Annotated in this window: 20 protein-coding genes and 1 pseudogene; 9 read left to right on the forward strand and 12 right to left on the reverse strand. The window is 67.9% G+C overall.

Annotated features, from left to right (window positions below):
* A partial coding sequence (locus E8A74_RS48550) for a hypothetical protein (RefSeq protein WP_136936012.1) occupies positions 1-621 on the reverse strand: 621 nt, incomplete at its 3' end.
* On the reverse strand, positions 564-1,181 hold the full coding sequence (locus tag E8A74_RS48555; RefSeq protein WP_170229953.1) for a hypothetical protein: 618 nt from the start codon (positions 1,179-1,181) through the stop codon (positions 564-566). The genes E8A74_RS48555 and E8A74_RS48550, both read right to left, overlap by 58 nt.
* A 480-nt stretch (positions 1,182-1,661) precedes the next feature.
* On the opposite strand from E8A74_RS48555, the gene E8A74_RS48560 reads away from it, so the two are divergent.
* The gene (locus tag E8A74_RS48560) at positions 1,662-2,549 is read left to right on the forward strand and encodes a hypothetical protein (RefSeq protein ID WP_136936014.1); all 888 of its coding nucleotides are present in this window, start codon (positions 1,662-1,664) and stop codon (positions 2,547-2,549) included.
* 380 nt (positions 2,550-2,929) lie between these two features.
* Positions 2,930-3,859, forward strand: coding sequence for a hypothetical protein (locus E8A74_RS48565; protein ID WP_136936015.1), 930 nt, complete (start codon positions 2,930-2,932; stop codon positions 3,857-3,859).
* 28 nt (positions 3,860-3,887) lie between these two features.
* Here the strand turns inward: E8A74_RS48565 and E8A74_RS48570 are convergent, their stop codons facing one another.
* From E8A74_RS48570 to E8A74_RS54420, 5 genes are all read right to left on the reverse strand, one after another.
* A complete protein-coding gene (locus tag E8A74_RS48570) occupies positions 3,888-4,625 on the reverse strand; it encodes a hypothetical protein (protein ID WP_136936016.1) in 738 nt (245 codons plus the stop codon).
* A 499-nt stretch (positions 4,626-5,124) separates the two neighbouring features.
* Positions 5,125-5,400 (reverse strand): hypothetical protein, encoded by a 276-nt coding sequence (locus E8A74_RS48575; protein WP_136936017.1) that lies wholly within the window; start codon positions 5,398-5,400, stop codon positions 5,125-5,127.
* Positions 5,397-6,161, reverse strand: coding sequence for a DUF6065 family protein (locus tag E8A74_RS48580; protein WP_136936018.1), 765 nt, complete (start codon positions 6,159-6,161; stop codon positions 5,397-5,399). The genes E8A74_RS48575 and E8A74_RS48580 overlap by 4 nt, the downstream gene beginning before the upstream one ends.
* A gap of 49 nt (positions 6,162-6,210) precedes the next feature.
* Positions 6,211-8,646, reverse strand: a complete 2,436-nt coding sequence (locus E8A74_RS48585; RefSeq protein WP_136936019.1) for an FG-GAP repeat domain-containing protein — start codon at positions 8,644-8,646, stop codon at positions 6,211-6,213.
* A 48-nt stretch (positions 8,647-8,694) separates the two neighbouring features.
* Positions 8,695-9,780, reverse strand: a complete 1,086-nt coding sequence (locus tag E8A74_RS54420; RefSeq protein ID WP_211365630.1) for a hypothetical protein — start codon at positions 9,778-9,780, stop codon at positions 8,695-8,697.
* Positions 9,781-10,081: 301 nt separating this feature from the next.
* On the opposite strand from E8A74_RS54420, the gene E8A74_RS48595 reads away from it, so the two are divergent.
* The 6 genes from E8A74_RS48595 (at position 10,082) to E8A74_RS48620 (ending at position 18,097) form a co-directional block, all read left to right on the forward strand.
* Positions 10,082-12,265, forward strand: coding sequence for a M4 family metallopeptidase (locus E8A74_RS48595; protein ID WP_136936020.1), 2,184 nt, complete (start codon positions 10,082-10,084; stop codon positions 12,263-12,265).
* A gap of 51 nt (positions 12,266-12,316) precedes the next feature.
* Complete coding sequence (locus E8A74_RS48600) at positions 12,317-12,952, forward strand: YkgJ family cysteine cluster protein (RefSeq protein ID WP_136936021.1); 636 nt, start codon at positions 12,317-12,319, stop codon at positions 12,950-12,952.
* A gap of 62 nt (positions 12,953-13,014) precedes the next feature.
* Positions 13,015-14,868, forward strand: a complete 1,854-nt coding sequence (locus tag E8A74_RS48605) for an IgGFc-binding protein (protein WP_136936022.1) — start codon at positions 13,015-13,017, stop codon at positions 14,866-14,868.
* 523 nt (positions 14,869-15,391) lie between these two features.
* Positions 15,392-16,303 (forward strand): PAS domain S-box protein, encoded by a 912-nt coding sequence (locus tag E8A74_RS48610; protein ID WP_136936023.1) that lies wholly within the window; start codon positions 15,392-15,394, stop codon positions 16,301-16,303.
* A gap of 101 nt (positions 16,304-16,404) precedes the next feature.
* Positions 16,405-17,571 carry a hypothetical protein gene (locus tag E8A74_RS53585; protein WP_170229954.1) on the forward strand — a complete coding sequence of 389 codons (1,167 nt, stop codon included), beginning with the start codon at positions 16,405-16,407 and terminating at the stop codon, positions 17,569-17,571.
* A gap of 7 nt (positions 17,572-17,578) precedes the next feature.
* Positions 17,579-18,097, forward strand: coding sequence for an HIT family protein (locus E8A74_RS48620; RefSeq protein ID WP_136936024.1), 519 nt, complete (start codon positions 17,579-17,581; stop codon positions 18,095-18,097).
* A 37-nt stretch (positions 18,098-18,134) separates the two neighbouring features.
* Here E8A74_RS48620 and metG read toward each other — a convergent pair whose 3' ends face one another.
* The 4 genes from metG to E8A74_RS48640 form a co-directional block, all read right to left on the reverse strand.
* Positions 18,135-20,255, reverse strand: coding sequence for a methionine--tRNA ligase (gene metG / locus E8A74_RS48625; RefSeq protein WP_136936025.1), 2,121 nt, complete (start codon positions 20,253-20,255; stop codon positions 18,135-18,137).
* 79 nt (positions 20,256-20,334) lie between these two features.
* Positions 20,335-21,171, reverse strand: a complete 837-nt coding sequence (locus E8A74_RS48630; RefSeq protein ID WP_136936026.1) for a lysophospholipid acyltransferase family protein — start codon at positions 21,169-21,171, stop codon at positions 20,335-20,337.
* Positions 21,172-21,192: 21 nt separating this feature from the next.
* Complete coding sequence (locus tag E8A74_RS48635) at positions 21,193-22,407, reverse strand: acetyltransferase domain-containing protein (protein WP_211365631.1); 1,215 nt, start codon at positions 22,405-22,407, stop codon at positions 21,193-21,195.
* Between the two features lie 61 nt (positions 22,408-22,468).
* The gene (locus E8A74_RS48640) at positions 22,469-23,041 is read right to left on the reverse strand and encodes a hypothetical protein (RefSeq protein ID WP_136936027.1); all 573 of its coding nucleotides are present in this window, start codon (positions 23,039-23,041) and stop codon (positions 22,469-22,471) included.
* Positions 23,042-23,381: 340 nt separating this feature from the next.
* On the opposite strand from E8A74_RS48640, the gene E8A74_RS53590 reads away from it, so the two are divergent.
* The gene (locus E8A74_RS53590) at positions 23,382-23,867 is read left to right on the forward strand and encodes a hypothetical protein (RefSeq protein WP_170229955.1); all 486 of its coding nucleotides are present in this window, start codon (positions 23,382-23,384) and stop codon (positions 23,865-23,867) included.
* Positions 23,868-23,966: 99 nt separating this feature from the next.
* Here E8A74_RS53590 and E8A74_RS53595 read toward each other — a convergent pair.
* Positions 23,967-25,460 (reverse strand): annotated as a pseudogene (locus E8A74_RS53595) (hypothetical protein); the annotation flags it as partial.

Consider the following 25,460-nt stretch of genomic DNA (forward strand, 5'->3'; position numbering starts at 1 on the left):
AATATGGGGGCGGTAGCCTGCAAGACTCAGCAGCGGAAGAGCCGGATGGTGGAAATCTCCTTGTCCGGATCTGGTGAGGGCCCCGGGGCAGTCGACCGGGGCTACTCGACACTTCCGCTCATACCCCAGCGTGAACTTCTGCATCACCCGAAACGGCCCGACCACGCCCGCCTCCGCGAGCGCCTGCGTCAGCTCCTCTCCATACTCCTTCGCCAGGTACTCTGCTGCCTCCTCGGACAGCTCACTCACGTCCTTGAGGACAAGCTTCTCCCCCGCCTTGCTCGCCTCGGCCGCCGCCTTCATGAACTTGTTTCCCAGCGCCATCGCGACCGGCGAGAACATCACGGCCGCGGCCGCCGCCTGGAGCCGCGGGTCGTTCGGCCCGTCGGCGTTCATCCCACCGACGATTCCGTATTCCTTCCCGTCGGGCCGATGGAGATCCTCGTTCATTTGCAGGTTGAAGATCGCCCCCGCGATCACCACCTGCTCCAGGATCGCCCCGGCCCGCGTCTTCTGCTTCCGCGCCGGGCAGCCCTCCTTCGTCTGCTCGCACGACGTGACGTTCAACGGCTTGCGGTCTTCCGTGTCCACGAGCTGGGGGAGCGCGCCGCCTCGATCCACGAGCCCGTGCTCCTTGTCCGCCCACTTCGCCTCTCGCTGCGGGAGGATCGGCTCGCTCGACAAAACACCTTGTCGCGGCAAAACGGGATCTTGCCGCTGCGCCGGTGCCGAAGCACGCGGAGGCGGCGGGGCCTCCTTTGGCTGCGGACGAGATGCTTCTCGACGCGCCTCTCGACGCTGTCTTCTTCGCCGCCGCTTTTGCGTGCCTCGTCGCCGCCGCTCTTGCCGCCCCCTTTGCTCGTGCTCCCATCCTCGGCTTTCTTCGCCTCTTTGGGCGGCTCCTTCGCCGGGGCCGGTTTCGGCGGCGGCGGCGGGCATTTCAGCGTGTTGTACGGGATGGGTAAAATGCGCACGCTCTCTGGCGGGGCATGAGGGTCAAAAATATAGGTGGCGCGCCCCTCGACCTTCCGCGCGAACTCCACCCGGCTGCGCGTGGTCCACACCGTCGCCGAACCCTGCTCATAGGCCCATTGGGTCAGGCCGGGCGGGACATCCGGCGGCTTGACGCAGACGCGGAACTCCACCGCATGCACGGCCGAGGCGCAGAAAAGAAGGGCCAAGGGCAGTACGAACGAGGTGAACGCACAACGTCGCATGGGACCTCCCACGCAGACGGTACCAGCGCCCCCCACCCGACCGGAGGCTTCTTCACAAACGCGAAAGCCCCGCAGCCCCCAGGGAGGTCGAGCCGCCGGAGCGCTTCTCGGGGAAACCTCGTCACCGAAGAGCTGCCGCCCGGGTCCTCCGCCGCGACCCCTCCCCGCCAAACATCCGCGCCGCGATTCTCCGCCGCGACCCCTCCCCCCCGTCGTCTCTCCCGCGAAATCTCCGTGCGAGGCCCCCTCCCCCGACGCCTCTGCGACGCGAAATCCCGCCGCGACCCCTCCGCGCCGCCCATGCCCAGCCCTGAACCTCGCCGCGACCCCTCCCCTTGCTCGTCTGCGTGGCCCGATGCTGCTCCCCGACCCCTCCCACCCACAGTCCGCTTTCCCACATGTACCCTTTACACCCTCCCCGGCCGACCTGTAGCGTCCTCTCCCATGGCAGAACCCCGAACCATCGCGATTGACGAGTCCTTCGAAGACATCGACGACGAGCTGCGCCACACGGAAACCAACCTCCAAGCGTACCCCGACACCGCGCCCCTGGCCGACCCGTTCGCGGCGCTCCGGGCCGCGCTGCGGCAACGCAAGGCCGAGGAAGACGCCCTGCGCGACCAGATCGCCCGCGCCAAGGCGCTCGTCGTGGCGGCCGACGATGGGCTCAACCTCCTCGTCGACGAGACGAAAAAGGCCGTGCTCGCGGCGTTCGGGCAAGATTACTCGGCGCCGCTTTATCGCCAGCTCTTCGCGGGACAGAGCCCGAGCGAGCTCAAACGCCCGCTGCTCGGCGCCCAGCTCGAAACGATGCGCGCCTGGGTGGGCCCCCTCGGCGCCGCCGGGGTGCCCGCGCTCGCGACCCTTGCCAGCAAGCTCGCCCCCGCCATTTCCAGGGCCGACGAGGCGATCACCAAGACGTCTGTCGCCGAGCAGCAAATGGACGTTTTTGTCGCCGGCGCCCGCACGGCGCTGGTCAACGACATCAATGCGCTCCGCAAGCTGACCGGCGGCAAGATCGGCGAGCTCGTGCACGGGAGCCTCGAAGGCAGGGTGCCGAGCGACTTTGCCGACCGGTTCTTCCTGTCGAGCGGCGGCTCGAGGACCCCGACGATCACGGAGCTTTCCCAGTCCATCACCCGCCTCGAAGCAAAACTGGAGCGGCAGAAGGCCCTGCTCGAAGCGATGAAGGAGAAGGAGGCGAAGCGGCTCTTGGCCAAGCAAGAGGCGGAACTCGCCGACAAACAAGCCAACCTCGCGGCCGCCGAGAGACGAGCCGCCGAGGCGGCGCAGGAGATCGCGCGGATCAAGGCGGAGATGGGCGCGAGCTGAACGAGCCCTCCGCGACGCGCCCGCTTCCCATCCCTCCCTCCGGCGGTGTTTGTCCACGCACGCTCTGGTTTGTCTTCGGACTTGCGTTCCGTCACGACAACCTTTAAGGTCGGGACATGGTTCGTCTCGGCAAATGTCTTGTTTGTCTCGTTTTTGTCCCATTCATCCTCGCGGCCGCGATCGGAGGGTGCCAGGGAGGTGACATTTTCATCGGTAGCAACTGCATGCACGACGGGAAGCAGGTTCTCGATCCCGCCTGCTGCCCCTGTCCTTTGCCGGAGGATTGTCCCAACGGCCCCAAGCCCATCCCTGCGGGTTGCCCGAACGCACCCGCCCCGGATGGCGGTACGGATGATGGTGGTGCGGATGGCGGCGGCGGCATGTCGTCCCTCTGCGACGGCGGCGCATGCGTCTCGAAGCCGCCGGACGACGACTGGTTGTCCGTCGCCTTCTTCTCGGACTGGAGCGATCCGCCGGATTGTCCCGAGGACACGCCGATCCTCGCGTTCGAGGGCACGCCCGCGCCGCCACCGCCCACGTGCGGCGCATGCTCGTGCGACACGCCCGAGGGGACGTGCAAGCCTCCGGCGACGTGGACGATCAGCTCCGCGCCCTGCTCCGATCCTGGGGGCGGTGTCAAGACAAACTTCGATCCGCCGACAAACTGGGATGGCTCCTGCAACCAGGACAAATCTTTTCCCCTCGATGTGCTTTGTGGTGGTTCTCCCTGCGTCCGTTCGATGACGCTCGACCCCCCCGTGATCGAGGAGCAGCCGTGCGAGCCCCACACGAGTGGGGATCCCCTGCCCCCGCCCCCCAAGTATTGGCCCGGTGGGCCAGAGACGCCCCTCGGCCGCGTCTGCAAGAGTGACCAGCCGTGGCCGACCTGCGTGACGCAGCCCGGGAAGGTCTGTGGACCTCTCGCCGAAGGTTACGCCGCTTGCATCTTCCGCGAGGGCGAGCACCTCTGCCCCGAGGGCTGGGAGGATCGACACCTCCTTTATGCTGTCATCGACGATGACCGGACGTGCTCCGCCTGCACGTGCGATCCGCCGACGGGAGGGGTTTGTCAAGTCAAGTGGCACACGTTTGCCGGCGCTGCGTGCACGGCGGAAAACGCAGCGATCGACATCTACGCCGGGATGATCCCCCCTTGCTACGACTACATGCCGGGCGTCGCGCTCGCAGGAAAGTCGGCGGAGCTCATCGCCTACACAAAGGGCACCTGCGCTCCAAGCGGCGGTGATGTCGTGGGCACCTTGTCCCTTGACAAACCCGCCACGGTTTGCTGTGCCCTGGCCACGAGCTGAGGCGCGCGCCGAGGCACGCGCCTCCCGGTCAATTGAAGATCGGCTTGCGTCCGTGGTCGTAGCCGAGCGTGTAGAATAGGTGGAGACCCACGCTCCCGACGAGTGGGCTCACCTGCCAGAGGGGCGCGCCGCCCCCGTGCAAGTTTGGCATGGAGAGCGTCTTCAGCACGTCGACGTACGCGCGCACGTAGATGCTCGTGGTCAGCCGTAGCTCGTAGCCAGCACGTACCCCGGCGGTCGAAAACCAGCTCTGGTTCTCGGCTGGGTAGGTCAGCGTGCTCGTGGCCTCCCGATCCCCTCGAAAACCCTTCGCTTTGAGCCGCGCGGAAGCGTACACGCCGCAGCCCATCCACCCGCTGCGCTCGTAGCAAAGCGCGAATGGTACGATCAGGCCGTTCCACTCGACCTGCGTGACCTCCGCGGGCTTCCGCCATCCACCCCAGAGGATCTGCGTCTCGAACACGAAGACAAACGGCGATCGCCGAATGCCCCCCGAGATTGCAGTCATCCCGGTCAAACCAGGGCCCACGCCGTACGACGCGCCAGCGCCCCCTCCAATGAAAAAGTTCGTGAACAGGCGGCTCTCCGCCGGGACGTCCATGGACTCGCTCGATGCGTCCTGCGGTGGAGGCGCGGGCGCGGTTTGTGCGACCGGCGCGGGCGCTGGTGAAGGCGGAGCCTCGGCGTTCGCCGAGGAGAACCCGGACGTGAACGTCGCGACTGAAATCGATACACTCACGAGGCGCTGCACATAGGAGGAGGACATGGATGTTCCTGGTACACCCATTCGCTCCGCGCCGCTGCAATTTTTGCCTGCCTCGTCAACGCAACGAGCGCTTTTCGAAACAATGGGCCCAAGGCTCTTCCGATATCGGCGATCCAGGAGCAAGAGCGCATCACGACCTTCCACGCCCCCCGGCCTCCGCGCTTCGACGAGCAAGAGGCTCCCGTCACGACAGCGCTCCCCGATCTCGACGGACAAACCCCCTCCCTCGCGGAGCTTCCATTGTTCGCGCACGGCCACTCGTGGACTTCGGCTCGATCGCCCGCGCAATCATCGGCGCGCGCGGCTCGGCGACCGAAAACGCGATCACGCCGCGAGTTCTCCGGCTCCGGCGGCGGCGCAGCGGCACATGCCGCCAGCATCGAGCCCACGACGACGAGGAGGGCGAGGAGACCCGCACGAGCGGCGAACGCGGACGACCTCATCGGCCTTGGACCGATAGAAGCATGCCGCTTTGGCTTCCCGCCTCCTGCCCCGCCCGCTACGTCTTCCCGACCTTCTTCTTCAGCGCCTCGAGCTCCGCGTCGATCTCCGCCGCGGCCTTCTTCCGGTCCTTCTCGGCCTGCTTCGCTGCGGCCGCGCGCGCCTTCTCCTCGGCGAGCGCGCGCTTTTGCGCTTCCTTCGCCGCGGCCTCGCGCTCCTTCGCCGTCGGCTCCCGCGTCGCTTCTTCGACCTTCTCCACGGCCTCCTCGAACAGCGCCGCGCCCGCGCGGAACCCGAAGCCGCGCACGATCGCGTCCGCGAGCCGCTTGATCACGGCTTCTTCCCCTTCCGCCACGCCTTCAGCGCGAGCTTGCGCTGGTGGTCCTTCGCCACGGTCCCGTCCGGCGCGCGGCCGTGCACGTAGTCTTTCTGCCAGGCCGCCTGGTTTGCGCTCGAGCCCTCGACGGGAAGCTCCTTGATGAATTGCGTGCGGCTGTTCCGCCATTCGAGGTACGCCTTCGCGACCTCCGGATCGTCGTAGAGGCCGCGCAGCTCCGGCTCGAAGGATTCGAGCTCGCCCCGGCGCATCGGCACGATCATCGCAATCGGCTCGCCTCGCTTCCAGGTCACCGGGTGTTGCGCCCGCGTGAGCTGCCAGTTCATCGTGAACGTCGCCGTGCTCCAGTCCGTCTCGACGATCCCGTCGAGCGGAGCCGCGCCGTCCTTCGGCATGTTCGCCGGCCCCCGGACGAGCAGGTTGTACCCGGGCGGCGTGCGGAACAAGAACGGAATGGAGAACGTGAGGATCCCGTGCCCGAAATGGCTCATGGCCAGGTACGGCTCGGGGCCCTCGATGTTCTCGATGCACACGCTCTTCAGGGAGGCCGTCCCGTCCCATATGGCCCGCACCGTGTGCGGCGAGAGGACGAGCCAGCCGGCCTGGTTCGCGATGAGGAGCGGCAGGCAGCGGTTCGCGAACGCGTCCCGCGTGTCGTTCATCCATTCGCGCTGGATGGGCCCCGGGACGAGCTCGGGCGGCTCTCCGGTGCTGGTGTGGTAGGCGAGGAAGGGGAGCTTTTCGGACTTCGCGGACATCGGCCGGGACGATCCTAGCAAAGCTCCCGGGCCCGGTGGGGACGAAAATTCAGTTCGTGTTCCGAAGGATCACGAGCGAGTTCGTGGCATTCGACGTGACGAGCAGGTCGGGCCGGCCATCCTCCGTCACGTCCGACACCGAGACGGACGTCGGGCGCGAAACGGCGTCGATCGTCGGCCCGGCGGTGAAGTAATCGCCGTCCCAGAGGAGCACGTTCACCCGTCCGCCTGCGAGGAGCACGAGATCCTCGTCGCCGTCCCCGTCGAGATCGTCGAGCACCGGGTTCTGCGCGATCCCGAGGCCCAGCATGAATGTCGAGCCAATGAACGTGCCGTCGCCGACGCCGAGCATCAGCACGACGCCGTCCCCTTGCGCGAACGTCGCCACGAAATCCGCGTGCCCGTCGCCGTTCACGTCGCCCGCCGCCATGTCGTTGATGATGTCGTCGACGAGCAGGTACTCCTTGGCATTCGCGAACGTCCCATCCCCCTTGCCGAGCTTCACGAAGACCACGAAGTCGCCCGCGCCAGCAAAATCGAGCTTCCCATCTTCGTCGTAATCGGCGATCGCCACGCCGTCGGTGTAGAGAAACTCCGCGTCCGAGAACGTGCCATCGCCGTTGTTCAGGAGCGAGACGCCGCCGTTGTTCGTGTCGGCCACCACGAGGACGTCGAGATCCCCATCGCCGTCCGTGTCGCCGACGTCCGTGCTCCCGGCGCCGAAGTACCCAGCGAAGGAAGGAATGGACGGGCCAAACGAAACACCGCCCGTACTCGGGAAGGCCTGGACCACGTACCCCTCATCGGTCACGCCCGGCAGCACGGCGACGAGGTCCGGGCTCGGATTCGCGTCCGCCGGGAACGCGAAGAGGCCGATCGGCGCCTCGAGGACGTCGTGCGAGCCCACGAATTCGAACCCGCCCCCGGGCTTTCCTCGTAGTATCGTGTCGACCGCCGCGGCATGGCTGAACACGATGTCCTTGTGCCCGTCGCCGTCGAAATCGGCGGCGACCGATCTGCGTGCGCCGACGCCGTAGGCCGCGCCGATCGGGGGGAGCAAGCCGCCCATTCCGTCGCGCCGCACGGTCGAGATCCCGGGGCCGTCGTTGCCGGCGATGAGGTCCGTGTGCCCGTCCCCGTCGACGTCCCCCGTGGTGAGCGCCCGTGGCCCGCGCCCCGCTTCGATCTCGACCGGCTCGTCGAAGGCCCCCGCGCCCAGGTTTTTCAGGTAATGCACGCCTCCGAAGCGATACGTCGTGAGCAGGTCGAGCTTGCCGTCGCCGTCGATGTCGAGGACCCCTGCGAGGTCACCATATTCCGACGCCGCGGATTTCACGAGGGGCGCGAACGTCCCGTCGCCGTTGTTCACGAGGACGCCATATCCGGCGGTGAAGGATTGCCGCGGGCCCACCACCACGTCGAGCTTGCCGTCACCGGAGACGTCCGCGAGCGCGATCGACTCCGAGCGCTGCGCCGGGTGTGTCGCCCCGGCCGCGAACGTGCCGCCGGCCATTCCCTTGAAAACCCAGATGACGTTGCCGCTCGCCGTGCTGGTCGTCACCACGTCGTCGACGCCGTCGCCGTCGATGTCTCCCAGGGCGAGGCCGAACATGGAATGGGAGCCGCTCACCGTGTACGTCGCCGAAAGCGAGATCGTGCCGTCGCCCGCATTCGTGAACACGTCGATGCCGTTGGTCCCGCGCGAAACGACGAGATCCACGTCGCCGTCCGAATCGAGGTCCTTCGCGGCGAAGACGCCCATCGTCGAGGTGCTGCCCGTGTATTGCTGGGGCGCGAGGAGCGAACCATCGCCCTGGTTCAAAAGGACGAAGACCCCCGTGGAGGAGCCCTGGCCGCTGACCGTGACGACGACGTCGAGCTTCATGTCGCCGTTCATGTCGGCGAGCGCGTGGTTCGCCCCGATGGCGGCAAACTGCGTCCGGTGCACCTCCTGAAACGAGCCGTCGCCTGCGCCGCGCAGGACGCCGAGGAAGCCACCGGCGGGATTCGCGACGACGAGGTCGAGCTTTCCGTCGCCGTTCATGTCGCCCGAGCGGACGGCCGCATTGCCCGCGCCGACCGCCGCGGGATACGAGCTGTCGAAGACGAATTGCAGGCCCATCGAGCCCCCGCCGCCCGCGCCGCCCATGCCTCCGGCGCCGCCCATACCCCCAGCGCCGCCCATTCCCCCAACGCCGCCAGCGCCGCCCATACCCCCAGCGCCGCCCATTCCCCCAGCGCCGCCCGCGCCCATGCCTCCGGCGCCGCCCGCGCCGCCCATTCCCCCAGCGCCACCCATTCCCCCAGCGCCGCCTTGCCCCCCGATGCCGCCCGTCCCTCCGTCCCCACCCATTCCGCCGGCCCCGCCCATTCCACCGGTCCCGGCGGATCCGCCTGTTCCCGCCGTGGTCCCCGAGCCCCCATCGTCACACCCCGTGAGCACGAGCCCAAGGGCCGCCAAAATCGCAAGCTTGCTCCGCTTCATCACCAAGTCCTCCGCTCCTCCGCTGAAAACGTATCCCCTGCCCGTTCGTCAAGGCACACCAATCACCACCGTCTTCTGCTCCGTGACGGCCGCCCCATCGGCATCCGAGACCTCGGCTTTCAGGTTCACCTGCCGATTGATCAGCACCTCGATGTCGAGCTTCGTGTCGATCTGGAAGAGGATCCCCTTCGCCTCGCAGAACCCCTGCGCCGGCCTGTCCGGAAAAACACGCACCGATTGCGAAGGCCCGAGGACCTCGCCCGTATCGGTGAGCGTCGCCGTGAGCTTCACGACCGCGGTTTGCTTCAACCCTCGCGTGCGGAGCGACGCGAAAATGTGGTGCCCCCCTTGATCGCCGGACCATACCTGCAACGTGTCCTGATCCGCGAGCGGGCTGAAGGTCTCGTCGCCCTGCCCGAGCGCCAGCGTCGGCGCGCCCGCCCCCTTCGGCTTGCACCAGCTATATTTCGCCCAATCGGACGTGTAGGCCTCGAGCACCTCCGGCGCGAGATAGGGGTCGAGGCAACGGCCCCAGTTGCACGTCAGGCCCTGACCACACCCGCCGCCGCAATTGTTTCCGCTCAGCGTGACGCGGAGCAAAGGCGTCTTGCCCGCCCGGGCGCGCGTGCTGGCGAGGCGCTGTCGCACGTTCATTCCGGTGCCGTCGACGTCGGTCTCCAGCGAGACCTCGACGAGCGCGTCGTCCGCGAGGCCCTCGATCGGGATCTCCTTGGGCAAGACAAGCGGCGCCGGCACGCCCGTGCCCCACATCTCGTCCCGGACCACGGCGCCGTCCACCTTCGCCACGACGTGCACCGACGCCGCCTGCACGAAGAGCTCGTTGGGCGCATTGATCACGCCGACGACCACCTTTGCATCGCTCCCGCCGCCCCCCATTCCGCCGGCACCGCCCATTCCGCCGGCACCGCCCATGCCCCCGGCGCCGCCCATTCCGCCCGCGCCGCCGCCACTCCCACCCATTCCGCCCGCGCCGCCCGTACCTCCGGTACCGCCCATTCCACCGGTGCCCCCGGCACCGCCCATTCCGCCGGCCCCGCCGGCGCCCCCCGCGCCGCCCGCGCCGGGAGAAGGATTTGGCTCGCTCCCGCATGCGGCGAGAGAAGAGAGAAGCATCAACAGACAGGTGAAGGATCGCTTGTTCACGTCACGCTCCCGATGTCCGATCAAAAAATCTTACAACGACCCGCGACAACGTGGAAAGCACTCCTTGTGGATGTCGCCACGCGTCATCCCCCTCGTGCATCCTACGTTCGCAGACCGCTGAAAGTTTCTTGGGTCACTGGAAGCGAGGCTCCCTTGGCGTGGAATCGCCTGCTGCTTGTCGCTTGACAGGGAGAGGGTTGGATTTCCCATGCATCGCTTCTCCATACTTTCGGCTTACGGAAAACCTCCACCTGTTTGCGAAAGAAGGGTCATGTCGAAGAAGCAACCGATCTCCGTGCTTGGCGTTCGTCGTTTCGGGAAAACCCTGGGGGGCCTCTCGCTCGTGCTGGCTGCCGGTTGCGCGGTCTCCGAGATGCCGGAGGAGAACCTCCCCGCCGAAGGTATGGAGGAGGCCGCGGCGCAAGGCGGCAAACCCGTCTTCACGCCGGCCGGCGACGCCGACCAACGCACGCTGGCCGAGGCCATCAGCCGCGCGCACATTGCGGTCAACGTGGAGGCGCTCGGCCTCGAGAGCGCGGAAGACATCGCCGTCAAGCGCGTGCGGATCGACGAGCTCTCGCTCGCCCACACGCGAATGCAGCAAACATTCAAGGGCGTGCCCGTCTTCGAGGGCGAGGCGATCGTGCACCTCGATCGCCATGGGAATCTGAGCGACGTCACGGATGGCTTCGTCAAGCACATCCGCCGCGGGCTCTCGGCGACGCCCACGTTGAGCGAAAAGCAGGCGATCCGCGCCGCGCTCGATCGATACGTCTGCGAATCGTGCATCACCGCGGCGCCCGAGGTCGATCTGCTCGTGATGCGCCACGCGGGAGAGGATCACCTCGCTTATCGCGTAAAGCTGCGCCGCATCGATAGCACCCGCGACACGGCGATGCCGGTGATCTTCATCGACGCGCACAGCGGCGGGGAGATCCACCGCTACGACAACCTCCAGACCGCGCAGGGCACCTCGCTCTACAGCGGCACGGTGACCATCGGCACGAGCGTCTCGGCGAGCAAGTATTACCCCGAGGACCTCACCCGCAAGGTCGGCACGTTCACCTACGCCAATGGCACGAGCACCGTGTATCGTATCGCCGACACGGACGACGTCTGGAACGGCAGCGATCAGCGGGTCGTGGTCGACGCCCATTTCGGCGCGTCGATGGTCTACGACTACTTCAAGACCGTCCACGGCCGCAATGGAATCGACGGCGCGGGCGGCCCGACGGCGTACGCCGCGGCGAACGGCGGCGCCGGGCTCATCAGCTCCATCGTCCGGTACAGCACGGCCTACAACAACGCATTCTGGGACGGGACCAAGATGACGTACGGCGACGGGGACGGCTCCACGTTCGCGCCACTCGTCTCGCTCGACATCGCCGCGCACGAAATGACGCACGGCGTGACCCAGTACGAGGCAAACCTCACCTACCAGAACGAATCCGGCGCGCTGAACGAGTCGTGGTCGGACGTCTTCGGCGCGCTCGTCGAGCGGTACGTCTACGGCGAGAGCACGGACACCTGGAAGATCGGCGAGGATTGCTACACGCCGGGCACCTCGGGCGACGCGCTCCGCTACATGGATGACCCCCACGACGCGAGCAATGGCGGCTACACGTCGAACGACGACCCCGACCATTACAGCGAGCGGTACACGGGCACGAGCGACAACGGCGGCGTCCACATCAACTCGGGCATCCCGAACCACGCATTTTACCTGCTCGCGAAGGGCGGCACGCACCACCTGAGCGGCGTCGCGGTCACGGGCATCGGCGCCGACGACGCGGGCAAGATCTGGTACAAGGCTCTCGCCGATTACATGACCGCGAGCACGAACTTCGCAGGCGCCCGCCAGGCCACCCTGAGCGCGGCGAGCGCGCTCTTCGGCGGATCGAGCGCGCAATATACGTCGACGCAATCGGCCTGGTGCGCGGTCGGCGTCGGCGAATGCCCCGGCACGAGCAGCGGCGGCGGCGGCGGCAGCGGGACGAACCTGCTCACGAACGGCACGTTCGAGAGCAGCGTGAGCCCCTGGGTGCTGAGCGGGACGGGCGCGCTGTACACGAACAACGGCAATTACCCGCAATCGGGCACCGGGTACCCGTACTTCGGCAATGCCGTCAGCGTCTCGGGCTCGATGTACCAGCCGATCACGATTCCTACGGGCGCCTCGCCGACGCTCACGTTCTACCTGAACGTGACGACGGCCGAGACCACGACGACGACGCAATACGATCAGCTCTTCGTCGAGCTCCGGAGCACCTCCGGCACGCTGCTGAAGACGCTCGCGACCTACAGCAACCTGAACAAGGGGACGGCCGGCGCCTACGCGCAGAAGAGCCTCTCGCTCACGGGCTACGGCGGCCAGACCGTCCGCGTCCAGTTCCGCACGACGAACGATAGCTCGGCGATCACGACGTTCCGGGTCGATACCGCCGAAGTGAAGTGAAGCAAGCGATGCGCGGTTGACCCACGCGGCCCGAGGCGCAATCCTCGGGCCGTGCGTGCCCTCCGTGTCCTCCAGCAAAGAGACGAGGCGATCCGCGCGCGCGTCGCGCGGGACGTCGAGAGCCTCCTCGGCGAGGGCAGCCTCGAATCGCTGGCCCTCGCGGCCCACGCGGCGATGGAGCGGGAGACCACACGCGCCTGCGGCACGGCCGCACGCGCCCCAGCCTGCTCGGCCGGCTGCTCGTATTGCTGCCACGTGCACGCGCACGCGACCCTGCCCGAGATCCTCGCCGTCGCCGCGTGGCTCCGCCGTTCGCTCGCCCCGGAGGCGCTCGAAGCCCTGAAGGAGCGGCTCGCCCGGCACGTGGCGCGCGTCGAGCCGCTCTCCGACGAGGAGCGCTGGGCCGCGCGGATCCCGTGCGCGCTGCTCGACGAACGTGGGTACTGCTCCGTCCACGAGGCGCGTCCGCTGCGCTGCCGGGCCTTTCATTCATGCTCGGCCGACGATTGCCGCGATGCGTTCGAGGGCCGCACCGACGCCCTGCCCCCGCGCGCGGCGCTCCTCACGCGCGCCGCGGACGCGGTCGAGGCGGGCTACGATCATGCGCTCCTCGCCGCGGGGATCGACGCATCGGGCCATCGGCTGGAGATCGGGCTCCTCTGCGCGCTCGAACGTACGGCGCCGTAATTCCACGGCAGGCGCGCGAGAGGGCGATCGCAACCGCGCAAAACCGTGGCATTCTCCGGCGCATGCGCACTCTGCTAGCTCTCTTTCTCCTCCCATGTTTCGTGATCCCCTTCGCTTGCTCGGCCAGCGGTGATCACACGTCCACGAGCAGCGGCGGCGGCACCGCCGGGGCCGGCGGCGGCGGCGAAGGCTGCGGCCAATGCTTCGGCGCCGTCTTCACGCCCTGCAATCCCGACGGTACGCCCGGCACGCCGGTCACGTGTCCGAGCGGCGTGTGCGCGCCGAAGGTGGGCTGCGTCGAATGCCAGCCCGGCGCCCTCACGTGCGTCGGGAACGAGGTCCGCCGCTGCGCGGAGGACGGTCAGACGGCGACGGAGGTCGTCGAGGTCTGCGACGCCACCGCGGGGTTCGGCTGCTCCAATGGGGCGTGCACCGGCGCCTGCGACGTCGCCGCGGATCAGCCCTCCAACGTGGGCTGCGAGTTCTGGGCCGTGGATCTCGATCAACAGGACGGCTTGAACGATCCGGCGAGCGCGCCCTGGGGCGTCGTCCTTTCGAATACGGGCGAGGCCGTGGCGAAGGTCGTGATCGAGCTGAACGACGCGCCGCTCGGAATGCCCGCGACGCCGAAGCTCGTGCTCGCGGTCGACGTGCAGCCCGGCGCGCTCTTCACGGCGAAGCTGCCCACGCGCGAGCTCGATTGCGGGGTCAAGCCGAACGATTACCTCTCCCCCGGGACGTGTTTGTCCTCGAACGCGTTCCGCATCACCTCGTCCACGCCGATCGTCGTGTATCAGTTCAACGTCTTCGAGAATGCCTACTCGAACGACGCTTCGCTCCTCCTGCCCACGCCCGGGCTCGGCAAGATCTACCGCATCATCAATTGGCCCGCCGGGCACCCGATCCCGCTCGATTTCCCGGGCATCGGGAAGATCATCGATCGCTCGTACGTGACCGTGGTCGGCACCAAGCCGAACACCCTGGTCACGGTCAAGCCGAGCTGGCGCATCAAGGGCAACCCGCCCATCGCAGCGACGCAGCCCGGCGGCGAGATCAAGGTCACGCTGAATCCCTTCGACGTCTTGAACCTGGAGACCGACGACGCCACGTTCCAGGACGACCCCAAGACGGCGGCCGATCTCTCGTCCACCATCGTCACGTCCACGCTCCCGGTCGCGGTCTTTTCGGGTGTCGAGACCACGAGCGCGCCCGGCGGCGTCCTCGAGGTCCCGACCTACGGCGGCTGGTCGAGCGACAATACCTGCTGCCTCGATCACCTCGAAGAGCAGATGTTCCCCGTGGAATCGATCGGCTCGCGGTACGTGATCACGAGGAGCCCCGTGCGCTCCACGTCAGGCTTTCGCGAGCCCGACGTCATTCGATTCCTCGGCGTCGCCGAGGACGCGACGGTCACGACGAACCTGCCCCCGCCCTTCGATTCATTCGTGCTCCAGGCAGGCGAGGTGAAGACGACCTGGGCCCAGGACAATTTCGTGGTCGGCGCGACGAAGCCGGTCATGGTGGGGCAGATTCAGGTTTCGAATGGATACGTCGACGGCCCGGCGATCGGCGATCCTTCGCTCACCGTCTTCCCGCCGATCGAGCAGTTCCGCACCGAATACGTGATTCCGACGCCGTCCTCGTGGACGCAGAACTGGGTCGTGGTCGCGGCCGAGGTCGGCTCGGAGATCATGCTCGATGGCGCCACGACGAACCTTTGCCAGATCGAGCCCGCGGGCATGGTCGAGGGCAAGACGTACCATTCCCGCAAATGCCCGTTGCAGCCCGGCGTGCACCGCCTCTCCGGGGACAAACCGTTCGGCATCATTGCGTACGGATACGGGAGCGCGGGATCGTACGCGTTCGCGGGCGGCGCGGACGTGAAACGCGTGTACGAGCCGCCTCCGCTCAAGTAGACGCTCGCCTGCCCCCGCCGGCCGCCATGGGATTCGAGGGGTGGAGCCATTTCCTCCCCCCTCACGCCCCGCCACGAACCTCACGCACCCCCGAGACGACGATGGTGACGCCGCTACGGCACTCCGTGGCCTCGCGTGCGCCATCTTCATGACGCTCACGTCGTCACCACGAAATCCCTCGGGGGCTACGATACACGCGCGTCCCCTCGGGGGCGCAACACGATGTATTCCGTGCCGCAGGTTGGTCCGCGCGCTTGCGATGGTGGGTTCGAAGCGGCGGCGGTCGCTCAGGATCTCGACCAAAACCATGAAGGCCGTTGCATTCGGTAGCGATCCCCACGCCTGGTATCGCCACGTATCGGACTGCCTCTATGCTGCGGACGTCAGGGCATAAGAACCAGAATCTCATGCGGCGACGCTTGACGTGCTCTGGCGTCTCAGGCGACATTTCTTCTCTGCATCGAGCTCCCCGCCCCCAGCTCATCCTGCTGCTCGTCGCGCGAAGGAAGGCAGAATCGTACGCATGAAATCGCAACCCGCCCAACAATCGGTTCCCCTCGACGAGGATGTCGATCTGTTGCGTCTACGCATTGCAGATTTAGAGAAGCAGGTCGAGGTTCAGGCCCAGGAAATCAAATCGGCCCGAGCGGACGCGCTGCGGTATCGCCGGTATTTCGACTTTGCGCAGATCGGCATGACCGTGACGTCCCTCGAGACCGGTTGGGTCGAGTTCAATCAGCGGTTGTGCGAACAGCTCGGCTATTCACCCGAGGAGATCACGGCCACGAATTGGGTCGCCCTCACGCACCCCGAGGACGTCTCGCTCGACATGGATCTGTTCAACAAGCTCGTCCGGGGCGAGATTCAACGATATAGCCTCGACAAGCGCTTCGTGCGCAAGGACGGCAGCACCATGTATGGGAACATTCTCATTCAAGGTGTGTACCGCCCCGACGGTTCGTTCGACCATCTCTTCGGCTTCTTGCACGACATCACCGAACGCTGGGAGAGCGAACGGGAGCGGCTGGCGCTCAAGCAGGAGATCATCGACGCGCAAAAAAGGGCGCTGCGCGAGCTGTCGACCCCGCTCATCCCGGTCGCCAAGCACGTCCTCGTGATGCCGCTCGTGGGCACGATCGACAATGTCCGCGCCCAGGCGGTGCTCGAGGCCTTGCTCGATGGCGTCACGAAGTATCAGGCGAGGATGACCATCCTCGACATCACCGGCGTGCAGGTGATGGATAACGAGGTCACGAATGCGATCATTCAGGCCGCCCGCGCCGTCAGTTTGCTGGGCGCGCAGGCGATCCTGACGGGGATCCAGCCGGGCATCGCCAAGACGCTCGTGGACCTGCAAGCCGATCTGAGCACCGTCATGACGCTCAGCACCGTCCGAGAGGGCATTTCGTACGCCCTGGGGCGGCTGAAGCGATAGCGGCCCTCTTCCAGGGGCCCCGCGCGTGCACCTCGACGGGCAAAGGCGCGGCCTCACGGAAGGGGCGCGAAGCACGTTCGAACCTGATATCTTCGCCTGCCATGGGACGACACGACGGGCGCGTGGGGTACCGCCGGAGGGCCAAGGCCACGCTGGAAAAGGGCGCGTGGCTCTCGATCGCGCTCTCCGAGCTCGCCTGCAGCCCCGCGCCCGCGCCCACGCCGCCCGCCTCGTCCACGCCCACGGAGACCGTCGCGCCGGCGTCGCCCACGGCCGCCCCCGCGCCGTCCGTCGCGGCGTCGACCGGCCTGAACCAGGGCGAAGAGGAGATCCTCCAGAAATTCATGCCGTACGCGGTCACGGACGGCTCGATCGCGCGCCGGGTGCTCTTTACGTGGACCACGCGCGAGCAGATCGCTGCGCTCGAAAAAGCCCCCGTGCTCCTCACGCGCGCCGAATCCCCGGAGCACGGCGCGTCGTATTTCGATCAAATGCTCCACGCCCGCGCCCTCGCCAAGGATCCGCTCGCGCAAATGCTCCGCACGACGCCGTTTGCCCGCGCGCGGTACGCCTGGACCGCGCCCTGGGCGACGACGTATGGCCTCGGCGGCGAGTCCTACGGCGACCAGCTCCTGCGTGTCACGCTGAAGCCCGAGGCGTGGATCGCCGTGCTCATGACCTCGAAGAAGGCCCTCGACGTACGGGATCTCGCGGGCAAACCGGTGCCGATCGCCGACGCGCTCGCCCACCCCGAGCGCATCGCGGCCGTGTATTTCGTGCACGACACGCCCAAGACGGGGTATGCCGCGTCGCTCGCGGGCCCGGAAGAGCGCGTCGGGTATCGCGAGTACGTGCTCTGCAACGAATCGATGATCGAATCGTGGTCGCTCCGGACGCCCGAGATCCGGAAGGAGCTGCTCGACAGCGCGGCGGCGCTCCGTGCGCTCGCCCGGCACCTCTTTTTGCACCCGCCGGAGCGGCGGTTCACCGGCACCCGGTGGAACGTGCACGTGGTGACAGAGACGTTTCCGCTCACCGCGCCGGTGCCGACGCTGCTCGGCGTCTATGAAGCATCACTCGCCTTTCCTTTTGGCGTGTACGAGCCGGAGGCCGATCGGCTGAACACGGTCGCCGTCCGGGTCGAGGAATACGAGGAATCGCAAAAAGGCCCGCCCCTCATGCACACGCCCACCGCAACGTTCCCGCCCCCCTCGGCGCGGAAGCCGTCGCCGCCGCCGCGGATCGTCCGGCGGTACGGGACGTATTGAAGCGGCCATGCCCCGGATCGAAAAAACCGAGGCCCTCGCGCGCGTCGAGGCAGAGCGGCACCGGTTGCCCGCGTCGTTCGAGGGCTGCGTGATGTGCGCGCTCGCCCGCGGTTTTCCCGCAGACACGGAGCGGCTCGCCGAGAGCCCACGCGCCTTGGCCGTGCTCGATCGATTCGCGGCGCGGCGCGGACACGTGCTCGTGGTGCTGCGGCGTCACGTGGAGTCGATCGCGGCTTTGTCGTGGGACGAATATGCAGAGGTGCAAAAGCTCGCGTGGGAGGCGACGCGCGCGCTCGAACGCGTCCTCGCGCCGCGTCGGACCTTCGTGGCGGCCCTCGGCGCGGCGACGACGCGGGTCAATTCGTTCCCGCACCACCACGTGCACGTGATCCCGATCGAAGCGGGCGATACGCAGGACCGGCCCGCGCAGGTGCTCACGTGGGAGCTCGGCGTTTACGTATACGAGGTGGGTGAGGCGAAGGCGCTCGGGGAGGCGCTCAGGGGGAGCTGGCCGGCGAGGGAATGAGGGGGCCAGCGCGTCTCCGCGCCGCCCCCAGGGCCCCTCAATGCACCCGCATCCCGGGTTTCGCCCCGCTATCGGCCGACAGGACGAACACGCTCTCCCCGTCGCCCGCCGCGAGCACCATTCCCTCGCTCATCCCGAACTTCATCTGCCGCGGCGCCAGGTTCGCGCACACGATCACGAGCCGGCCGACGAGGTCCTTCGGATCGTAATACGCCTTGATCCCCGCGAACACCTGCCGCGTCGTGTCGCCGCCGAGCGAGACCGTGAGCTTGAGCAGCTTCTTCGCCCCCGGCACGCCCTCGGCCGCGATGATCCGCGCCACGCGCATGTCGACCTTCGTGAAATCGTCGATCGAACACTGCGGCGCGAGCGGCTCCTTCGCGAGCGCGTCACCCGCATCCTCGTACTTCGTCGCGCCCGCCTCCGCCGCGCCCGCCTCCGGGGCCGCTGCGGCCTTCGGCGCCTCGCCCGGGTCCCCCGCGCGGCTCGCTTCGATCATCTTGTGCACGGCCTCCACCTCCATTCGCTTCATCAAATGCTGGTACGGCGCCACGGGCGTGCCCACGAGCGGCTTCTGCGCGAGGTCGAACCGATCCATCGGGCAATTCAGGAGCACGCCCGACTCCGCCGCGAGCTTCGGCAGCACCGGCGCCAGGTACAGCACGATCTGCCGGTACAGGTTCAGCGCCACCGTGCACGCATTCTGCACGTCCTGCTCCTTGCCCGCCTGCTTGGCGAGCGCCCACGGCGCCACCCGATCCACGTATTCGTTCGCCCGGTCCGCGAGGCCCACGAGGATCCGGATCGCCCGCGCGAAATCGAACGCCGCGTACGCCTCGCCGATCTCCGCGCCCGCCTTCGCCGCCGCCTCGAAGAGCCCGCCGTCGTCCGGGTAACTCGCGGACAGACCCGTCTTCGCCACGAAGCGGGACGAGCGGCTCGCGAGGTTCACGATCTTGTTCACGAGCTCCGCGTTCACCTTCTGGACGAACTCGTCGACGTTGAGATCGAAGTCCTCCACGCGCGCGCCGAGCTTGCTCGCGTAGTAATAACGGAGATACGAAGGGTCGAGGTGGTCGAGGTACGTCCGTGCCATGACGAACGTGCCCTTCGTCTTCGACATCTTCTCGCCGTTCACCGTCAAGAAGCCGTGCACCTGCACGCGGGAGGGCAACGAATACCCCGCGCTCTTCAGCATCGAGGGCCAGAACAGCGTGTGGAAATAGACGATGTCCTTGCCGATGACGTGCACGATCTCGGTCTTGTCCGAGCGCCACCAATCGTCCAGGCGCTCGCCGTTCTTGTCGCACCACTCGCGCGTCGTGCCGATGTATCCGATCGGCGCGTCGAACCAGACGTACCAGTAATGCCCCGGCGCGTCCGGGATCTCGAAACCGAAGTAGGGCGCGGGGCGCGAGACGTCCCAGTCGCGCAGCGGCTCGGCGAGGAAATGCCCCGCGAGGTAGTTCGCGATCTCCTTCGGCATACGGCCCTCGGCCGCCGTCCATTCGGCGAGGAAGGCGTGGTCGGGCTCGATCGCCACGAACAGGTGCTCGGCGCTCTTGAGCTCCGGCCGCGCGCCCGAAAGCGTGCTCTTCGGGTCGACGAGCTCGGTCGCGCTGTACGTCGAGCCGCACTTGTCGCAGTTGTCGCCGTACTGATCGGGCGCGCCGCAGCGCGGGCAGGTGCCCTTGACGAACCGGTCGGCGAGGAACGTTCCCGCCTGCGGGTCGAAGAGCTGCGTCACGTCGCGCTTCGCGACCCGCCCGTTCCGATGCATCGAGGTCCAGACCTCGTGGCAGGTCTGGCGTGTCGCGGCCGAGTTCGTGCTGCCGTAGTGATCGAACTGGATCATGAAGTCGGCGAAGTCGCGCTGGTGCGCGGCGCTCATGTCCGCGATCACCGCCTCCTCCGGCCGCCCCTCCCTGCGCGCGCGGATCATGATCGACGTGCCGTGCGTATCGTCCGCGCAGATGTAGACACAGCGGCGCCCGGTCATGCGCTGGTACCGCGCGAAGATGTCCGTCTGCGTGTACTCGAGCATGTGGCCAAGGTGAATGTGGCCGTTCGCGTAAGGGAGCGCGCTGGTGATCAGCAGGGGGTTTGGGGGCGTAGCTCCGCTTGTCGGAGCGGAGCCCCCATCGTTCAAAGGCTTCATGGCGGGCGCAATGTGCACCATCGCGCGGACAAATGCCAAGCCCCGACCTGCAACCGCGCAGCTCGTCGGTCCGTCCGCGTCAGAGGTAGAGGCTCTTGCGCGCGGCGCGCCCCTCGTCGAGCAGCTCGGCGATCCGCGCCTTCACGGCCTCTACTTTGGGCAGCACCTCGGCGTCTTCCTCGTTGCCCGTGCCCTCGAACCACATCGGCTCGCCGAACCAGATCGAGCAGCGGGCCGGCAGCGGCAAAGGCAGGACCGTCGGCGTGATCGGGAAGTACGGGATGTTGAACGCGCGGGCGAGCGGCTTGATGTCGAAAAACGCCGGGCACGCCTCCTCGCCGCCGACGAACGCGAAGGGCGTGATGGGAGAGCGTGTCTTCATCGCGAGGCGCACGAAGCCCGTCCCGAAGTCGAGCAGCTTGTACCGATCCTTCCAGAGCTTGCCGCTGCCACGCGCGCCCTCCGGGAAGACCATGATGAGCTCGTCGTCCGCGAGCAGGCGCTCGCAGTTCTCGGGCAGGCCCGTGACCTGGCCGGACCGCGTCAGCCACACGTTCACGAGCGGCAGGCGCTGGAAGACCTTCTCGATCATCGCCTTCACCGCCCGCGGCGGATGCGCGTCGAGCATCATCGCCGTCGCCACCATCATGCCGTCGTAGGCGAGCTGCGACGAGTGGTTGCCGATGAGCAGGCCCCTCCCTTGCGGCACGCGATCGATCCCGTGCACCTCGACCCGGAAATAGTGCCGGTAAAACCAGGCCGCGACGTAAAGCGTGCGCTTCGCCGTCGCCGTGGAGAAGCCCCATTTGTCGAACCCGAGCTTGTTCACGGAGGGCGAGACCGTGTCCACGATCTCCGCGAGTTCCCGGGGAATCTGTCGATCCAGCGCCTCGAACAGGCCATCCAGCGAGCGCATCGTGCGTATCACCTTTTGACGTCAAAGATAACTGAGGAAGACGAGATCCCGCCGCCTTCGCTTGAGCTCCGCGAACCAGCGGCAGAGCGGGTAGAGCGCCGCCACGACGGCGAGCGTGTATCCGTAGACGAAGGGCAAACCATGCTGGGCCTCCGCGGGCAACCCCATGGGGTCGTGCCAGTCGAACACCTTCGGGCCGTGGATCACGTAGTGCACGACGGCCGCGGAGGCATGGATCAGGTAGAGGTGGAGGACGTAATAAAAGAGCGGCGCCCGGCCGAACACGAGCAGCACCTTCTTGCCGGGGAATTCGCGCCCCTCGAGCGCGCCGAGCGCGAGGAGCGCGGGCCCGAGCGTCATGAGCAGGTACGAGAGCGACGGCGGGTACTTGCGGCAATTGAGGAACGAGAGCGCCGTGGAGAGGGCGCTGCCCTGCGAGGTCCAGGGCGAAGGATCGCCGTACACGTTCGCTCCCCGGACGATCACGAAGGCCAGCGTGAGCGCCGCGCCGAGCTTGTAGAGCCGCGCGCGGCGCTCCCCCGGCGCCGCTTCGAGGAGCGCGCCGAGGCCATATCCCGCGGCCATGACGCCGATCCACGGCACGAGCGGATACGCGACGAACACGTAGTGGCCCGGCGCGGGCTCGAAAGGCCGCGACGCGTGGAGGATCGAGCCGACGACGTCGAGCGCGCTCCCTCCCGTGAACGAGACGCCGTCGAACAGGTTGTGCCCGGCGATCATGACGACGCCGATCGCCGCCACCACGCGCACGGGCAGGTGCACGAGGCCCGCGAGCGCGATCATGCTCCAGCCGATGGCCCAGATCACCTGGAGCGGCGTGATGTGGTAGCCCGGATCGAAGGTCCACCCGAGCCGGATCACCGTGATCTCCAGGAGCACGAGCCAGGCGCCCCGGGTGAGGAGGAAGCGCGAGAGCTCGCCCCGGCTCTTGCCCCGCGCGGCCTGGAGGTAGGCGCTCGTGCCCGCCAAAAGGACAAAAACGGGCGCGCAAAAATGCGTGATCCACCGGGTGAAGAACAGCGCCGCGCTGGTCTTCGTGACGTCGAGGCGAAAGTCGACCGGCGGGCCCACGAAGTCCCGCACGTGGTCGATCGCCATCAGGATCATGACGAGGCCCCGGAGGACGTCGACCGCGTCGAGGCGCGCATGTTCGGCAGGTTTCGCGGGGCTCGCGGCCTGAGCCGCGCCGCTTGCTTCGAGAGACGGAGACGTCACCGGCGCGAGCTTACCAGGAGCGTTCGGCGTTTCGAACCTCGCTCGTGCTCGAAGCAGATGCTCACTCGATGCGGAATCGATCGCCGTGGTCGCCGTCGTCGTCGCGCCGGTCGAACACGACGAACGGGTTGTATCGATTGCCGAGGCGCTCGCTGTAGCGACCCTCGAGCCGGACCGCCACGTTGTTCGTCACGTCGCGGAGCGTGACGTCGTCGTACGTGACGCGGACGAGGACCGGGACACGATCGCGGCTGCAGAAGGAGGCCGCCGGCGGAGCTTCGAGGTTGAACGAGCCGACGATGCGGCCCTCGCGATCGGCGCGGAGCGTGCTCCGCTCGGAGACGTACTGCCGGACGATCCGCCGGTCGCTCTGGCCCCCCGTGACGACGCCGGCCCGGGTCGCGCAGCGGTACACGGCGCGGACCTCGGCGCGGAGGCGAAGCTCGACGTTCGCCCCTCGTGCCAGGCCATACTCACGAAAATCGACGTCGAGGTCCCCCCCGCGCGTGATGTCGACGCTGAGGTTCCTGAACACGGGATTTCGCTCCCGGCGCTGCGCCTCCGCGGGGGAGGCCGCGAGGAGCGGCGCGGCCGCGAGCGCGGCAAGCATGACGAGGCGAATCGTTCGTCCCATGGCGCATTCCTCCTTTGCACGCGCGGCACGCGCGCGGCGAATCTGCTCTCGACGAACGAAGGCAGGCCCCGCCCTCTTCGTCGCCCCCTTCCCATGAGACCGCCCGCGCACGACCGGAAGCGCCGCCCGGCACGGATGTTCGCCGTGCAGGCCGGTTCCTCCCGTCCTCGTGAGAACTTCCAAAGTTTATCGGCGAGCGTGTGGCCGCCCCGCTCGACGAGGGCTCGCCCAGGCCAAAGAGACAGCGCGGTGGTCAGATGTGCTCCGGTGAGCGCGGCTCGCCGTGATTGCCGTGGCGGAGACGACCATCCACGAACGGAAACAATTGGGGAGGCCAACCATGAATCAGTTCTCGAAGTTTTTCGCGCTGCTCGGTCTGTCCGCGTCCGTGGCGCTCGTCGGCACCGGTTGCGCAGCCGAGGTCGAGGATCCCGAGTCCGAGCTGGCCCTCGCGGACGAGGCGGATGACAGCGCAGAGCTCGCTGTGAGCGCGGAAGACGAGACGACGGCGGAGAGCGAAGACGCGCTCTCGAGCACGGGCGCTTGCGCCTGGGGTGCCTGCGGCGGCGGCGGGGGCTTCGTCGGCGGAGGCTTCGTCGGCGGGGCCGTCGTCGGCGGCGGCTTCGTCGGCGGCGTCGGCGGCATCGGCGGCATCGGCGGCATCGGCGGCATCGGCGGCATCGGCGGCATCGGCGGCATCGGCTGCGGCCTCGGGCGCGGCTTCGACTGCGGAATCGGCGGGCGGCACTTCCTCCGCGGCCCGTACTACGGGGGCTGCGGCGGCTACGGGCGCGGCTTCTGCGGCGGCGCCGGCCGGTTCTGGTGATCCAGGGCGATTCGCCCACGCATCGAGGATGAATCCGAACCCGACCGGCACCCGGGAGCCGGTCGGGTTCCCTTTTTGTACACGACAGGCAAACCGCGCCTATCGCCAGCCGTCGATGGATACCACGCGCCCGAGCGCGAGGACGCGCAGCGCATTCGGGTGGGACTCGTATTGATCCTGCTGGGCGTGGGCCTCGGCGAGCAGGCGCGCCTTCATCTTGAGCATGAGCGGCAGCTTCATCGCCAGGATCTGCGGCAGGTAGACGGGAACGGTCGTATTTTCGCCCGCGGGGACGCAGAGGGCGCGAATCTGCTCGTCGCCGAACACGATGCGCTTCTGGTATTTGCGTTGATCCAGGAGCACGCGCTCGATGTGGGCGTCGAGCTGGCTCACCGTGACGCTGCGCTTCGATTGGCGGAGCGCGTCGCGCAGCTCGCTCGTGACGGCCTCGACATTGGACGGCGCCTGGAGAAGCGGCGTCTTCAGCACCTCGTTCGCCGCTTCGAGGGCATCCTTGAGTTTCTTGTTGTCCTCGGTCACGAGGGGCGTGACCGCCGCGACGGCGGCCTGGAGGTGCTCGACCTCGTCGAAGGGAAAACGGAGCTCGCCCGTGAGCATGACGACGGGCGGCGTGAAGCGGCCCGTCTCGCTGATCGATTCGAGCATCGCCCGCTGAATGCCCCGTCCGTCCGTGGGCGTGGCGCGCGTGAGGACGCCGAAGGTGTCGTGCCGATCCCGCGAGGCATTCGGATCGTCGGTGGGCAGGTCGTGCTTGGGATCGAGCGGTTCGAATTCGAGCTCGTCCACGATGGCGGGGAACGCAGCGCGAACACGAGCGACGCCTTGCGGATCGAACCAGAGGAGATCCACGACCTCGGGGCCGAGCCGGCGCGAGGGGCGCGCCGGCGGGACACGCGGGCGCATGTCGTCCTGGGCGGCGGGCGTGGTCGTGACGGGCGCCGCGACGGGTGTATGCGTGGGCGCGCCGATGACGTTCGCCGACGCGCCGGCCGCCCAGGGGCTGGTCTCGCGCGGCGAGGCAGGCGCAGGCGTCACGTCGAGAGGTTCGCGGCGAGGGACCTCGGCGGGAGGAACGGGCGTCGCTTGCGGAGGCGTGAAAGGCGGCGCGACGGGGATGGCGGGAGCGGGAGGAACCGCGGGCGCCGCGGAGATCGCAGGCACGGGCGGCATCGGAGGGACGACCTGCGCGGGCGCAGGCGGCTGCACAGCCGGGAAAGGCAGCGGCGTGCGGGGAGGCTGCGTCGGGGCGCGGGGCGCCGTGACGGGGTGGGTCGCGGAAACAGGAGGCGGGACGGGCGCAGCGGCGGACGTGGGCGCGGGTGCTGGCGCAGGCGCAGCCGCCGGGGGACGCGCGGACGCCCCCCCGCGGGCTCTGCCTTGCGCGAGCCACGCCGGCAAATTCACGCCCTCGGCGCGCGCGAGCTCCTCGGTGGAGATGATCTCCGTCTCGACCGACTCCTCCTCGAAGATGTGTTGTTCGGCGGGCCGAACGGGCTTCGGCGGGACAGGCGGCGCGGTCTTCGCGGCGGCGGCGGGCGCGGCGGGCGCGGCGGGTGCGGGGGGCGCGGGGGG

Source organism: Polyangium fumosum (assembly GCF_005144585.1).
GTDB lineage: Bacteria > Myxococcota_A > Polyangia > Polyangiales > Polyangiaceae > Polyangium > Polyangium fumosum.

Bases quoted from the DNA above. Each gene is read 5' to 3' on its own strand.
- E8A74_RS48560 (WP_136936014.1), top strand. From the start codon at position 1,662: ATGGCAGAACCCCGAACCATCGCGATTGACGAGTCCTTCGAAGACATC.
- E8A74_RS48565 (WP_136936015.1), top strand. From the start codon at position 2,930: ATGTCGTCCCTCTGCGACGGCGGCGCATGCGTCTCGAAGCCGCCGGAC.
- E8A74_RS48570 (WP_136936016.1), bottom strand. From the start codon at position 4,625: ATGTCCTCCTCCTATGTGCAGCGCCTCGTGAGTGTATCGATTTCAGTC.
- E8A74_RS48580 (WP_136936018.1), bottom strand. From the start codon at position 6,161: ATGTCCGCGAAGTCCGAAAAGCTCCCCTTCCTCGCCTACCACACCAGC.
- E8A74_RS48585 (WP_136936019.1), bottom strand. From the start codon at position 8,646: ATGAAGCGGAGCAAGCTTGCGATTTTGGCGGCCCTTGGGCTCGTGCTC.
- E8A74_RS54420 (WP_211365630.1), bottom strand. From the start codon at position 9,780: ATGCTTCTCTCTTCTCTCGCCGCATGCGGGAGCGAGCCAAATCCTTCT.
- E8A74_RS48595 (WP_136936020.1), top strand. From the start codon at position 10,082: ATGTCGAAGAAGCAACCGATCTCCGTGCTTGGCGTTCGTCGTTTCGGG.
- E8A74_RS48605 (WP_136936022.1), top strand. From the start codon at position 13,015: ATGCGCACTCTGCTAGCTCTCTTTCTCCTCCCATGTTTCGTGATCCCC.
- E8A74_RS48610 (WP_136936023.1), top strand. From the start codon at position 15,392: ATGAAATCGCAACCCGCCCAACAATCGGTTCCCCTCGACGAGGATGTC.
- E8A74_RS53585 (WP_170229954.1), top strand. From the start codon at position 16,405: ATGGGACGACACGACGGGCGCGTGGGGTACCGCCGGAGGGCCAAGGCC.
- E8A74_RS48620 (WP_136936024.1), top strand. From the start codon at position 17,579: ATGCCCCGGATCGAAAAAACCGAGGCCCTCGCGCGCGTCGAGGCAGAG.
- metG (WP_136936025.1), bottom strand. From the start codon at position 20,255: ATGAAGCCTTTGAACGATGGGGGCTCCGCTCCGACAAGCGGAGCTACG.
- E8A74_RS48630 (WP_136936026.1), bottom strand. From the start codon at position 21,171: ATGCGCTCGCTGGATGGCCTGTTCGAGGCGCTGGATCGACAGATTCCC.
- E8A74_RS48640 (WP_136936027.1), bottom strand. From the start codon at position 23,041: ATGGGACGAACGATTCGCCTCGTCATGCTTGCCGCGCTCGCGGCCGCG.
- E8A74_RS53590 (WP_170229955.1), top strand. From the start codon at position 23,382: ATGAATCAGTTCTCGAAGTTTTTCGCGCTGCTCGGTCTGTCCGCGTCC.